The sequence below is a fragment of the Nitrospinota bacterium genome (assembly GCA_027619975.1).
Lineage (GTDB): Bacteria > Nitrospinota > Nitrospinia > Nitrospinales > VA-1 > JADFGI01.
This window is the reverse complement of record JAQCGX010000010.1, coordinates 78630-92517: the sequence shown is the minus strand read 5'-3', so window position 1 is coordinate 92517 and position 13888 is coordinate 78630. Positions and strand designations below refer to the sequence as shown.

Genomic DNA, 13888 nt, shown 5'->3' with positions numbered 1-13888 from the left:
GGGGTTAGGGGAGGTTATAAAAAAACTACCTTTAAATACCCCGCCCCTTGGGGCGGGGATCATTTATTTCGTTTATAAAGGGGTTTTTTTATATAAAGGTTTACGTTAAGGTAAGGTCAAAATCTGCATCCTTCAGATCTATAAAATTAATTTTTATGCTCTTTTCATACTTCCGCATAATTTGGATGCCGGTGCTTATGATGGTTTCGGTCGCACTCCCTGCCTGGGCTGAGGGGGACCGTCCCGCATTCAACTCGTCACGCTACGAAGAGGATTACCGCTTTCTGCGCGACCCTGAGCAGAGAACAGATTTTTTCGACCCTCTAAAGTACATCCCGCTGAATGAATCCGAGTCCGTCTATTTGACCCTGGGTGGGGAAACCCGCCAGCATTTTGAATTCATTGATAATGACAACTGGGGCAAAGGGGTACAGGATAGCGACGGGTATTACCTGCAGCGATACCTGGGCCATGCCGACCTTCACCTGGGCGAGCGTGTTCGGGTGTTTGGCCAGTTGATGAGCGGTATCATAAGCGGACGCAATGGAGGCCCCCGGGCGGTGGACAAGGACCGGCTCGATCTGAACCAGGGATTCGTCGATTTGCAGTTGTTGAAAAAGGCAGATCAACTCCTGACGGTGCGTGCCGGGCGTCAGGAAATTGTTTTTGGAAGCAGGCGTTTTTTCAATTATCGCGAGCGGCCCAACATGCGCCTCAGTCACGATGCGGTGACCGGCATATTCAAAACGGGCAGGTGGGATGTGCGTGCCTTCGGCGCTCGTCCCGTGACTCTCAACCCCGGCGCCTTCGATGATAAATCCGCCGACGCAAACACGGTGTGGGGTCTGTATGGAGTGCGCCAGAAGTTACCGGTAAACTTTCCCGCAAACACCGATCTCTATTACCTGGGGTTGCACAACCGCAATGCGCTTTATGATCAGGGACGGGCGGAAGAAATGCGCCACTCCATCGGCACCCGGCTGTGGGGCAAAGGAAAAAACCTGGATTACAACTTTGAATTCTTATACCAGTTCGGCACCTTTGGCAGGGGAAATATTCACGCCTATGCCCTGGCGTCCGATACGGGTTACACCATTCCACTCAGGGGTCCGGCCAAGGTGCGTTTCAGCCTGCGTGCGGACGTGTACTCGGGCGACAAGGACCCATCGGATGGAAATTTGAATTCATTCAATCCTTTTTTCCCCAAGGGAAAACACATCAGTCAGCTTGCGGCCAGCGGGCTCATCAACCAACGCGATGTGCACCCTCGAATCACGCTGACCCTGGACCAGCACTGGTCCGTTGCCACCAGCACCCTGTTTATTTGGCGCGACAGCCTGAATGACGGTGTCTACTCCATCGGCAACGGGCTTTTGCGTAGCGGTCAACCCAGCCGGGCACGCTATGTCGGCGCCCAGCCGGAGTTAGAAGCCAAATATACCTTCAACCGGCATCTGGATTTAAAGGCAATATTTGTATATTTCCGCGCCGGCGAATTCCTCAGGCAAACCCCTCCCGGTCGTGATACGACCTACCTGGGTTCCATGCTCACCTTTCGGTTCTAATCCACTCGCCTTTGTAATCAAACGCTAAGATCGCATGCGAAAAAGGCAGTCAAATAGATCTTTTTTTAAACTTTACGTTAATTAAAAATGATACCGGCGCCTCTGTTAGCATTGTTGGCCGGAACCGCCATTGCCAATTTTGGTCATTTTGATATCGAATATATTGGCACCATTCCGACGGGTTTTCCTGATTTATATTGGCCGGCCTGGTCTAAGTTTGGTGACTATCTGGGGCCTGCGGCGGGGTTGGCGGGGTTGGCTGTATTTGATTCCCTGCTGACATGCATCGTTGCCGACAATATGACAGGGACGAAACACAGCAGTGTTCGTGAGTCGTTTGGCCAGGGGCTGGCGAATTGCGCCGCCGGTCTGGTGGGCGGGCTGACCACGGCGACCGCTACCATGCGAACCGTTGCGAACATACAATCTGGAGGTAAGACGCCTCTGGCCGCCGTGGTTCACGGCCTGGTGCTGTTGGCTTTGGTTTTGGGCCTGGGACCCTATGCGGAGGACATTCCCATGGCCTGCCTGGCGGCTATTTTGTTCAAGGTGGGTATCGACATCCTGGACTATCGCATTTTGCCGGTTCTGCATCGCCTGCCCGTGACGGACATGATCGTTTTCTGGTCCGTATTGATAGTAACGATTGTTGAAGATTTGCTGATAGCCATGGCCGTCGGCATCGTTTTAGCGTTCTTTCGGTTTGTTCTGGAAATGAGTCGGCTTTATAAATCCAACATCGCATATCTGGGCGATGATTCTCTTGGCGATATGTTTGGAGATGATTTAAAAGGTAAAGTAAAAATTCTTCGGCCCCAGGGTCCCATGTTCTTCGGGGGCGTCAAGCAGTTGGAAGATACTTATGAAAATGCAGACGCTCACGAAGCTTTGATTATAAAATTAAAAGACGTCAGCATGATTGATCTTTCCGGAGCCTATGCGCTGGAGGATCTGGTGAATAAAGCCCGCGGAAATGGGAAAAAGGTGTTGATTTGCAGTGCTCCTCCTCAAGTTATGAAAGTTCTCGAAAGTGTGAATGTCTTGGACCATGCGGAAAAAAACTATTTTGAGGTCATTGATGACGCGATCGCAATGGCGAGGGAATTGAGCAGTAAACCTGTATTCATGTGCGAGACGAAATAAATTTTACCGCCACCTTAATTCAAGGCCTTTTTTTCCGTCAAGAGCATGTTTAAGAGCATAATCTTTGATGGTCCGGCCTCTGAGGGGACGATAGTCTTTAAACGCTGATGCGGTTCCTCCCCATTGAAATATGCGGGGATCTGGGTGGCGAAGGCGAGGTTAATAATACAGTTTATTTTCAATGAGTTGAATGGTATAGTGGGGTGGCTCCATCCTTGATGACTTGACAACTCCCGCCTGAATGAAGTATATGATCTAGATCCCAACAGGATTATTCTCAGATCTGGTTCGGTTGTCATGGATAAAATGATCGGGAGCCGCCGGGAGTGACCTGATGTGACCCCAATTTTTTTTTGGCAAGGGACACGTTTAAATTGATTTTATTTTATTACGTATAGAAAGGAAGAGTCGTTGGCAAATCATAAATCCGCAATCAAACGCAACCGTCAGACCGAGAAACGATACGCCAGAAACAAGGTTTACCGCACCCAGCTTAAAACCGCCACCAAGAAAGTTTTAGTTGAATTGGAAGCCAAGGATAAAGTGGAAGCTGAAAAGGAATTACAAGGAGCTATAAAAGTAATTTCTAAAGTTGCCAGCAAAGGAGTCATCCATAAACGCACGGCATCCAGAAAGATTTCCGGCCTGGCTAAAAAAGTCCACCAGCTTTCCGCCTCTGCATGAATGAAAAAGGAGGACCGAAATGTCGGTCTTCTAAATGATCTGCACCGCCAGCTAATTGATACCGGAACAGAGTTTTAATATCAGCGCTTCCAGAATTCCCTGAGGAGACTGGCCGGATGTTTTCAAGTCCCGGTCGGCCTGCGTCAGGTTTTTGAAATTCTGCGTCAGTTCCTGGTTGCTGAAATTCTGCGTGTGCTTCAATGCTTTTTCCACCAAAAAGGGCTTGGCTCCCATTTCCTGGGCTATTTTAAAAGGCGGAAGTTTTTGCGCCTGATAATTTTTGACCTCCCAGATGACCCGGAACTGCCAAACGATCGTCCCTAGAATTTTTAAAGGTTCTTCTCCGTGGTCGAGCTGATTATGTAACAGGAGGAAAGCCTTTTCCGCATTCTTATCCTTCAAAGCTTCGGTCAGGGCGAACGGATTTTGTAACTTGATATCTCCCACCATCGCCAGGACCTCCTGGTCCGAAATGGACCGCGTTTTTCCTACGTAAGTCATAACTTTTTCCAACTCCGACGCCAGGATTCCAGGCTTCGGGCCGGTCCGTTCCACCATCTGCCGTGCGGCATCAGGGGAAAGGGTGTAGCCAAAGGATTGGGCCCGTTTTTTAATCCAGGGAATAAGCGCGGATTCATTAGGCGCCTCGCAGGTTATCGCCTGTTGAATTTTTGTGAGCGACTTGAATATTTTCTTTTTTCGATCGGCTTTGTCCGCAGTCAGGATCAGGCAGGTTCCGTCTATGGGGTCTTCAGTATAACCGAGCAGCAATTCCGATTCTTTGGGCGTCAGGGTGATTTCATGAAGATCTTTTACAACCACCACTTTGGTTCCGCCGAGGAAAGATAAGGTTTTGATCGCTTGGAGCCAGTCGTGAACGGAACTTCCCTTTGCATCGAAAGTTTCGAGGTTGAACTCGCGGTTCTCCGGCGTGATCAGTTTTTGCAGAAGGGCCTGGATGATCCCGGTGTGAAAAAATTTTTCCTCACCATAGAGAAAATAAAGAGAAGCGATCTTCTCTTGTTCGATGTGCCGGAGGGCTTCGTCGGGGGTCAAGGCGTGAAAGAAATCAAAACTGGTCGATGACGATGCTCACCAGGCGATTTCCCAGTACTCTATAAGCATCTTTAAGAGCCAACTGCCGGGCGGCCTCGGAATTGATCACGTCGGCGTCGGTCTGAAAATCCCACTTGGTGGTGAAATTCTGTTTCAGGAAACGTTTTTTCTTCACTCGATCCTGGACATCAATGCTCCCCCCTAATAGAACGAAATATTCCTGCGCCACATCCTGCGTTGTGAAGGACACGGCCTGCAGGGTATAGCTGGATAATAATCCCTTCATCACCAGATCGGCTTCATGGGTGCTCACCACTTTCAGCCGTCCATCGTTGACAAAGGATTGCCGTATGGCATTGGTGATATCCCTGTCAATATTCGGTTGCGAAGAGGTGTTGTCGAATACCGGAATGGCGATGGTTTTCAAGTGGGGTGGCAACGTGGTACCGGTGCCGACCAAGTGGTAACCGCAACCGGAAATCAGCAGGAAGGCGGCGAGCCCAAAAAGTTTATTAATATAGGGTTTCATTTTTTTAATTTGCAACGATATTGATCAGTTTTTTGGGAACCACAATGATCTTCCTGACTTCTTTTCCCTGGATCGATTCCTGAATCTTAGGGTCTTTAAGCGCCAGAGATTTTAATTCTTCTTCGCTCATATCGGCGGACACCGTGATTTTATGTCTCACCTTACCATTGACCTGAATCACGATCAATACCTCCTCCGATTGGATAAGCGCCTCGTCATAAGCAGGCCAGGGAGTTTGACCGATGCTTTGCACGTGACCCAAAAGGGACCACACCTCCTCCGCCATATGGGGGCCGAAGGGAGACAGCATCAAAATCAGGGTTTCGATCGCTTCCTTGACGACAAATTTTTCATGGTCGGCATGTTTGTCGGAGGCTGCCCACCCTTCCCGGAAAGCATACAGGTGGTTGGTCAGTTCCATGGTCGCGGCGATGGCGGTATTGAATTGCGTGCGATTCTGGATATCTTCCGTCACCCGCTTGATCGTGATATGAGTTTTACGCCGTAACTCTTTCAGCTCTTTTGCCTGATCCGCATCAGGTTCCTGAGCTGACTGGCTGGTTTGGACTTCCGGCAGAAAATCCGCACAAATTCGCCACACTCTTTTTAGAAAACGAAAACAACCCTCCACCCCTTGGTCGCTCCAGTCCAGGTCTTTGACCGGCGGCGCGGCGAACAGAATAAAAAGCCGGGCGGTATCGGCGCCATAGTTGTTGATGATGTCGTCCGGGTCCACCACATTGCCTTTGGACTTGGACATCTTGGCCCCGTCCTTGATCACCATCCCCTGAGTGAGCAGACGCTTGAAAGGTTCCGGCGATTGCACATGGCCGAGATCCCGGAACACGAGGTGGAAAAACCGCGAATACAATAGATGCAGGATGGCATGCTCGATGCCGCCGATGTATTGATCCACCGGCATCCAGTAATCGACATCTTCTTTGCCGAAGGGTTCGTCATCGTTGCGCGGTGACGTGTAACGGTCGAAGTACCACGAAGAACACACGAAAGTGTCCAATGTGTCGGTTTCCCGGCGAGCGGGCTGACCACATTTCGGACAGGGGGTGTTGATAAACGCCTCAAGCGTGTGGAGTGGGGATTGCCCCTGACTGCCCAATTGAACATCTAAAGGGAGTTCGATGGGAAGCTGGTCATAGGGAACCGGGACGATGCCGCAGGCATCGCAATGCACGATGGGGATGGGAGTTCCCCAATACCGTTGGCGTGAGACGCCCCAATCGCGCAATTTGTAATTGATCGTGGCCTTGCCAATTTTATTTGACTCCAGATATTCGCAGACCTTGCGGATTCCCTCTTTGCCAATCAGCCCGTCAAACGGACCGGAATGGGTCATGCTTCCTTCGCCGGAAAAAGCTTCGGTCATGCTGGTTTCGTCGAGTTCTGCATCCGGCGGCTGGATGACGACTTTGACAGGAAGCCCGTATTTTCGGGCGAAGTCCAAATCGCGCTGATCGTGGGCGGGGACGGACATGATCGCGCCGGTGCCGTATTCCATCAGGACGAAATTGGCGGACCAGACGGGGACCTCAGTACCTGTGAGAGGGTTGATCGCATAAGCGCCGGTGAAAACGCCCTGCTTTTCTCCGGTTTCACTGGTGCGAGAGATTTTGTCTTCCCCGGCGATTTTGGCAATAAATGCGTCTACGTTTTTCTCCTGATCGGTGCCGCGCGAGAGTTGTTTTGTCAGCGGGTGCTCGGGTGACAAAACCATGAAAGTGGCGCCATAAAGCGTGTCGGGCCGGGTGGTGAATACTTTGATGACGGCGTTACTTGCCTTGATGGCAAAGTCCACTTCGGCTCCGTGGCTTTGACCGATCCAGTTTTTCTGCATGGTCAGCACTTGTTCCGGCCAGCCCTCGTCTGCCAGGTGTTGCAAGCCATCGAGCAGTTTTTGGGCGTAATCGGTGATCCTGAAAAACCAGCCCTCCTGCTGTTTTTGCTGGACCGGGCCGTCGCATCGCCAGCAACAGTCGTTAACCACCTGCTCGTTGGCAAGCACCGTATGACAGGCTTCGCACCAGTTGACCGTGGCGTTTTTGCGATCGACCAGCCCCTTCTCCATAAACTGCAGGAAACACCACTGGTTCCAGCGGTAATATTCCGGTCGGCAGGTCGCGATTTCCCGGTCCCAGTCGTAGCTGAAGCCCAGTTTCTTGATTTGCTCGCGCATGGTGCGGATGTTTTCAAACGTCCACTTTGCCGGATGCGATTTATTTTTAATGGCGGCGTTTTCCGCGGGCATCCCGAATGCGTCCCAGCCTATGGGATGAAGTACATTGAACCCCTGCATGCGCTTGAACCGGGCGATGGCGTCGCCAATGGCGTAGTTGCGCACATGGCCCATATGGATTCGCCCTGAAGGATAGGGAAACATCTCCAGTAGATAAAACTTTTTCCTGGCAGGGTCCCGTTCCACCCGGAAGGTTTTGTCTTCCTCCCAGGTTTTCTGCCATTTTGCTTCGATGGACTTAAAATCGTAATCTTGCATGCAACCGTCACTCCGTCTTTCGGAAAAAGATTCATACTAGCAAAATTTACAAAATAATCCAGCGGGATGAAGAGGGCCGCACGCATGAAAAATCGTATTGCCGGGGTCAATCTTCGTTATAATGCCGGACCATGACAGAACTGACCGCAATCATCGGAACGGTTTTCTTTTTATATGTGCTGTTGATGATCGGCATTGGTTACTTAGCCTCGCGGAAAACCCACTCCCCCGCCGATTTTTTCCTTGCCGACCGGTCCCTGAAGGCCTGGGTCACGGCGATTTCTTCCACCGCCAGTTCCGAGAGCGCCTGGGCGGTTTTGGGGACGGTGGGATTGGCATATAAAGACGGACTGTCAGCTATCTGGTTTTTGCCGGGCTGTCTTCTGGGATATGCGATCAACTGGCTCTTCATCGCCGAAAAACTCAGAAAACATTCGCATGAGGAACACGCCCTCACCATCCCGGATTATCTTGAATCGCATTTCAACGACAAAACCCATATTCTTCGCCTCATCTCGGTGGTCATTATTTTCTCTTGCATGATGGCCTATGTCGCCGCTCAGTTCACCGCCATCGGTAAAACCTTCGACGCTATTTTCGGCATTCCCTACACCCTGAGCATTCCCGCTGGCGGCTCCATCGTGATCCTCTATACGATGATGGGCGGGTTCCGCGCCGTCGCCTGGACCGACTTCGTTCAAGGCCTGATCATGGTCGTCGGCATTGTGGTTCTGGCCTGGGTTGCAGTCGCAGACCTTGGCGGGATGAATGCCACCGTGCAAAAGGTCAACGCCGTGTCGCCCGAGACCCTGGCCTGGATGGGAGGAAAATCGACGGCAGTGTTTTTCGGGTCAATGGTGGGACTGCTGGGGATTGGCTTGGGCTATCCGGGCCAGCCGCATGTTATCACCCGCTACATGGCGGCGAAAGACACGCAAACCATCGAGCGCGGCATCTGGATCGCTTTTTCCTGGGGGTTTTTAATATACATTTCCGCCATTGTCTTGGGCATCGCCGGTAACGCGCTGTTTCCCGGATTGCAGGACCCCGAGCACCTGTTCCCCAAAGCCGCAGGCGCGTTATTGCCGCCGTTAATGACGGCTGTCGTCTTGACCGGGGTGTTGGCGGCGATCATGTCCACGGTTTCGGCGCAGATCATCGTGGCCGCATCGACGATCGCCCACGACATCTACACGAAAACCCTCCGTCGACCTCTGTCGCACGAGAAAATCCTTGTAGTGAGTCGCGTCACCATCCTGGTATTAGGCGTCGGGGCGATGGCCATCGCGCTCATGGAAACGCGGGTGATCTTCTGGTTTGTGCTATTTGCCTGGTCGGGCCTCGGGGCGAGTTTCGGTCCGGTCATCCTGTTCACGCTTTATTCCAAAAACGTTACCTTTTTTGGGGCGGTTGCCGGGATGCTCACCGGATTTTTGACCTCTATCATCTGGAAAGTTTCGGGGTTGTCCGATGCGGTGATTTACGAACTGGTTCCGGCCTTTTTATTTTCTTCCCTTGCGATCTGGTGTGTGAGTAAAATAGGGAAAAATAAATAAAGTTAGCAGTTTATTGGTTTTCAGTAAAATTTAAAAAAATCGCAACTAATTTTGCTGACTTTCTGAGAACTTTTATGGTCATCTGGGAAGAACGGGTTGTAATTTACAAGTCACATCAATTTTTGAAAAAGGGGAAATGTATGAAGCAAATAATGTTGGCCGTATTGATGGTATTTATGTTGCAAAGCGTGGCGTTGGCTGAAAAGGGTGCGCCGGTTGATGAAGGGGCAGGTATGAGTGAGGGTGCAGGCGACGGGAAAAATTTTGAAACTTATAAAGCGAAAGCTTTGGAAAGCATTGGAAAGCATTGCGAAAAGACATGGTCTCTTGAGTGAGTTGGAAAGTTGTATTGGGTCCGCCAGTTCACGTGAGGATATGAAATCCTGTAAGCACAAGCATAAGCAGGCATTCAATGAACTCCATCATGATAAAAAAGAAATGAAAAAAGAGCACATGAAAGAAAAGCATATGCAAAAAAAGGATAGAAAAAGAAATAGGGATAAGGGTGAATAGGCGCAGGCTTTAGCTTCGCCGGCCCAGGCTTGCTGGTTTCATGCGCTGCATATGATGAGATAAGAGATTTGTTTACCGCAAAGACGCAAAGGAAAGACCTTCAAAAACCTTTTGATTTCTTTGTGTTCTTTACGGTGAAAATAATTTCTGCCGCTAACTTTGGAAGGTTTCCAAAATAATATCCGCCATGCGGTGGGACGCGCCCTGGCGACCTTCAATCCATGCCGTCGCTTTTCCAGCCAACGCGCTTCGTTTTGATGTGTCTCCCAAAAGGGAGGCAAGAACGGTTTCCATTTCTTCGGCGTTATTTACCGGATAGGCCAGATCCCGTGTCCGGAGTTCATCCGCCACCTGCCGGAAATTTTCGATATGGGGGCCGTGGATGACCGCCTTGCCATGAGCGACGGGTTCCATGAGGCTGTGGCCGCCGCCAGGAGGGATCATGCTGTGGCCGACGAAGGCCACATCGCCAATGGAATAAAGTTTAGAAAGCTCACCCATCGTGTCGAGCAGGATCACCGGACTCTCTCCGTTGCTGGGTTCGTTGATGACTCTACGTTTGATGAACGCAATGTTTCGGGTTTTCAAAAGTGCTTCCACCTCGCTGATTCTCTCCAACCTTCTGGGGGCCAGGATCAAAACCAGATCGGGAAATTTTATTTTTAAATTTTGAAACACCTGCAGGATGATTTCTTCTTCCCCCGCATGCGTACTGCCCGCCACCCAGACAGAACTCGTTGGGCGTATGCCAAGCTCGGATCGAATCTCAATTCGTTCATCATTGGATATAGAAACAAGCGCATCCAATTTGGGATCGCCGATGACCTTCAATCGGGAAGGCTCCACGCCCAAGGTTTGCAGAGAATCTTTTCCATCATCGCTTTGCATGCACAGGACGCTGAAGCCATTGAATAAATTTTTGGAAAATTTCCCCAGTTGCTGGTAACGCCGGAACGACCGTTTAGAAATTCGTCCGTTGAATAATAATGTGGGAATCCTGCGTTGAGTCATAAGATCGAGCAGGCCCGGCCAAAAGCCGGTATCGGTGACGACGAAAGCGTCCGGGCGAATGCGGTTGAGTGCTAGCATTGTGAAGGGCAGGCAGTCCAGGGGATGAAAAAAGATTGCATCAGCGAAGGGAATTTTTTGCCGGGCGCCGTCGTAGCCGCTACCGGTGGTGACTGAGACCACGAGCCGTAGGTCCGGCCGTTTCTGGTGAATGATTTTTAACACCGGAGCCGCCGCCGTCACCTCGCCCAGAGACAGGGCATAAACCCATAGCGTTTTTTGCGCGGGGGATGCCGGTGAACCGGGAACCAGGCCGAAGTGATGACAGAGCCCCCGGCGTTTGCTGCCGGTGAACAGAGAATAAACCGCAAAGCCGGGAACGGCTATGACTGCGGCGAGGGTTGAGAGAATGTGATAAACAAACATCATTGGAATTAACTATCGGTCTTGGTTTGTTCGATCAACGTTACGGTTTTTTGCACGGCCCCCTGGTTGGCGCGGATGGTTTCCGCCGCTGACAGACCGCGTTCCTTTCTCTCCTCTGATTGGGTGAGCAGGCGATGCAAGGTGGAATACAGTTCTTTCGGATCGTCGATTTGAATGCCGCCGCCGGATTCTTTTAACAGCCGGGCTTCTTCCTCGAAATTATTCATGTGCTTCCCGAAAACCACCGGCAACCCGAACGCCGCCGGTTCCAGGATATTTTGTCCGCCGAATCTGGGGTTGAACCCGCCGCCGACGAAGGCGACATCGGCTTCGGCATAGTAATGGGTCAACTCCCCCATGGTGTCTAATAAAATGATGAGATTTTTAGGGTTCTCACCGTCACCCGCAAGTTGAGAATGGCGAATGAATTCCACGTCATATTCCCGGATCAGACCTTCGATTTCCTGACAGCGTTCCAGGTGGCGTGGCGCGATCACAAAATTGAGATCGGGCAGGTCTTCTTTCAGGCGCAGGATGGCATCCATTATGGGGCCTTCGTCTCCGGGCCGGGTGGAGCCAAATACGACCCGAAGAGGCTTGTCAGATTCTGTTCTTTCGCTTGCTGGAGTTATATCGCCTTTTCGGGCGTCAAATTTTATATTGCCGTTGACCTGGACTTTTTCAGGATGGACCCCGAGCGATAAAACCCGGTCCGCATCGGTTTGGGTTCGCATGGCAAATATTGAGATGCCTGCCGTGATCCAGCGGAACAAGGGCGGGAATTTTCCGTATCGGTCCGTGGATTTTTGCGACATCCTGCCATTGACTAAAAGAACCGGAACGTTCAAGCGCTTGCACAGCCTGAGAAGGGAGGGCCACAGCTCGGCTTCAATGAGGATCAGTTGCGAAGGATTCAGTTTTTTGAACAGGGGGTTGAGCCATAGCGGGAAGTCCGGTGGCAGGCGAAAAACGTTGTCGATATTTTCTTTTTTTGCCAACTCATATCCGGTTCGGGTGAAGGTCGAAAGCACGATGGGTGTTGCGTTGCCATTTTTCCGCAAGCCATCCAGAAGAATTTTAGCCGCCCGCACCTCACCAACGGATGAGGCGTGTATCCACAAACATCCCGGCATCGAGGGCAAGGATTTCCCGCCTTTGAGACGCTCCAGTAAATCGGAACGAAATGTGGAAGAGAGAGCCATGCGCATTAAAATAAAAGGGGATGCGGCTAGGATGGCGCTGGCGACAATGGTATGATAAAAAATTTCCATAATGGGGGAGTATACCTCGAATCAAAAAAATGAGTTTTCTTTTATGAGATGGGAATCTCTTTACTATAAAATTATTTCTCCAGAGCGGAAATTTTATCACGTTCCCGCCTATCTTTTGCTCAAGGGGGCGTCCCTGTTTTATTGCCTGGGCCTGCGTTTGAACCGCTGGGCCTACCGCTTCGGAATTTCCCCCACCCGCCGCCTGCCGGTGCGCGTGATCAGCGTCGGCAATCTGACTCTGGGCGGAACCGGTAAAACCCCCATCGTCATCATGATCGCCGAAATTCTGCGGGGTCATGGGTATAAGCCTGCCATCCTCAGCCGGGGTTATGGCGGCAGCTCGAAAGAGGCTGTCAACGTCGTTTGCGACGGTCAAAATATTCTGCTCTCGGCGGATGTTGCAGGCGACGAGCCGAGGATGATCGCCGAGCGGCTGAAAAATATTCCGGTACTCACGGGAAAGAATCGCTATTTGACTGGCAGTGTCGCCATTGACCGGTTTGGAGTCGATACGCTGATTCTCGATGACGGGTTTCAGCACCGGGCGCTTTGCCGTGATCTCAATATTTTGCTATTTGACCAGAAAAAACCGCTGGGCAACGGAAATTTGTTTCCCGCCGGGGAGTTGCGCGAATCGGCTAAAGAATCTGATCGGGCGGACCTGATATGCTTCACGAGGTGCTCGCCGAGTGGTAATGCCACTTTCCTTAAAGCGCAATTGCCTCTCAACACTCCGGTTATAAAAACCGCGCTCCGGCCCGGAGCGGTCGTCCGCCTGGACAATCATGATACTTTGGACGTGGAAATTTTAAAGGACCAGGCGGTGGCGGCTTTTTGTGGAATCGCCAAACCGGGCGATTTTAGAGCCACTCTGGAAACGGCGGGGGCGCGTGTGGTTTTTTACCGGGCGTTTGGGGATCATCACCGCTATGTTGCAGACGAGTTGCAATCGCTCGACCGGGAGGCCCTGGATGCGGGGGCAAAATATGTCCTGGTGTCGGAGAAAGACAGCGTCAAAATCGATGCTTCGTTGTTTTCGATTCCGGTGTTGAAATTGATCGTCGATGTGGAGATTCTTGAGGGGCGAGAGGCTTTCACAAAACTCCTTTTGAAAAGCTGAGCTATACGATGTTTGATTTTAAATCCCTATCTTCCAAACAGCAATTGGCTCTCAACGTTTTTGTTCCCTTTCTGTATTTGTTTCCTCTGTTGGTGGCCTATTTTTCTCCCAAAACATTTGGTTTCGGCTATCCGCCACTGGTGCCGGTGGCTCTGGCAATAGGGGCGATAGGGTGGGTGATATGGATGCTGGGCACGATTTCACTGGGAAAATCGCTGGCCGTCCTGCCCGGCGCCGAGACTTTAAAGACCGGAGGCATTTATCGATACCTGCGCAACCCGATTTATGTGGGGATCAATTTGACACTGTTCGGATTGCTGGCGGCTTGCGGGTCGATCTTTGGCATGGTGTATATGGTCATCGTCGTCCTGCCTTTGAACTGGTATCGCGCCCGCGCGGAAGAAAAGGCATTGCTGGAAAAATTTGGCGACAGCTATCAGGCTTACCGTGAGACCACCTGGCTCTAGCCCCGCCACGCGGATGACCCTTCATGCAAATATTTAATGAC

At 51.2% G+C, this 13888-nt stretch carries 12 protein-coding genes; 7 read left to right on the top strand and 5 right to left on the bottom strand.

Translation table 11 applies throughout. From position 1 onward, the window contains the following. Positions 1 to 197 precede the first annotated feature (197 nt). From O3C58_05520 to rpsT, 3 genes are all read left to right on the top strand, one after another. Positions 198 to 1565 carry an alginate export family protein gene (locus O3C58_05520; GenBank protein ID MDA0691318.1) on the top strand — a complete coding sequence of 456 codons (1368 nt, stop codon included), beginning with the start codon at positions 198 to 200 and terminating at the stop codon, positions 1563 to 1565. Positions 1566 to 1652: 87 nt separating this feature from the next. Continuing rightward, a complete protein-coding gene (locus O3C58_05515) occupies positions 1653 to 2708 on the top strand; it encodes a SulP family inorganic anion transporter (GenBank protein ID MDA0691317.1) in 1056 nt (351 codons plus the stop codon). A gap of 411 nt (positions 2709 to 3119) precedes the next feature. Further along, a complete protein-coding gene (gene rpsT, locus O3C58_05510; GenBank protein ID MDA0691316.1) occupies positions 3120 to 3392 on the top strand; it encodes a 30S ribosomal protein S20 in 273 nt (90 codons plus the stop codon). Positions 3393 to 3443: 51 nt separating this feature from the next. Here rpsT and holA read toward each other — a convergent pair whose 3' ends face one another. From holA to leuS, 3 genes are read right to left on the bottom strand one after another with little or no spacing between them, the layout of a single operon-like run. After that, positions 3444 to 4448, bottom strand: coding sequence for a DNA polymerase III subunit delta (gene holA, locus O3C58_05505; GenBank protein ID MDA0691315.1), 1005 nt, complete (start codon positions 4446 to 4448; stop codon positions 3444 to 3446). A 13-nt stretch (positions 4449 to 4461) separates the two neighbouring features. Next, positions 4462 to 4977, bottom strand: a complete 516-nt coding sequence (lptE, locus tag O3C58_05500; GenBank protein ID MDA0691314.1) for an LPS assembly lipoprotein LptE — start codon at positions 4975 to 4977, stop codon at positions 4462 to 4464. Positions 4978 to 4981: 4 nt separating this feature from the next. Then, positions 4982 to 7486, bottom strand: coding sequence for a leucine--tRNA ligase (gene leuS, locus O3C58_05495; protein MDA0691313.1), 2505 nt, complete (start codon positions 7484 to 7486; stop codon positions 4982 to 4984). A 131-nt stretch (positions 7487 to 7617) separates the two neighbouring features. Between leuS and O3C58_05490 the strand changes: the two genes are divergently transcribed. After that, a complete protein-coding gene (locus tag O3C58_05490) occupies positions 7618 to 9042 on the top strand; it encodes a sodium/proline symporter (protein MDA0691312.1) in 1425 nt (474 codons plus the stop codon). Positions 9043 to 9116: 74 nt separating this feature from the next. Next, entirely contained in the window at positions 9117 to 9377 is a 261-nt protein-coding gene (locus O3C58_05485; protein MDA0691311.1) for a hypothetical protein, read from the top strand. A 331-nt stretch (positions 9378 to 9708) separates the two neighbouring features. Here O3C58_05485 and O3C58_05480 read toward each other — a convergent pair whose 3' ends face one another. Next, positions 9709 to 10992, bottom strand: a complete 1284-nt coding sequence (locus O3C58_05480) for a hypothetical protein (protein MDA0691310.1) — start codon at positions 10990 to 10992, stop codon at positions 9709 to 9711. Between the two features lie 5 nt (positions 10993 to 10997). After that, positions 10998 to 12260 (bottom strand): 3-deoxy-D-manno-octulosonic acid transferase, encoded by a 1263-nt coding sequence (locus O3C58_05475; GenBank protein ID MDA0691309.1) that lies wholly within the window; start codon positions 12258 to 12260, stop codon positions 10998 to 11000. Between the two features lie 43 nt (positions 12261 to 12303). On the opposite strand from O3C58_05475, the gene lpxK reads away from it, so the two are divergent. Together lpxK and O3C58_05465 are read left to right on the top strand one after the other, a co-directional pair. Next, the gene (gene lpxK / locus O3C58_05470; protein MDA0691308.1) at positions 12304 to 13380 is read left to right on the top strand and encodes a tetraacyldisaccharide 4'-kinase; all 1077 of its coding nucleotides are present in this window, start codon (positions 12304 to 12306) and stop codon (positions 13378 to 13380) included. A gap of 8 nt (positions 13381 to 13388) precedes the next feature. Beyond that, positions 13389 to 13847, top strand: coding sequence for an isoprenylcysteine carboxylmethyltransferase family protein (locus O3C58_05465; protein MDA0691307.1), 459 nt, complete (start codon positions 13389 to 13391; stop codon positions 13845 to 13847). Positions 13848 to 13888 lie beyond the last annotated feature (41 nt).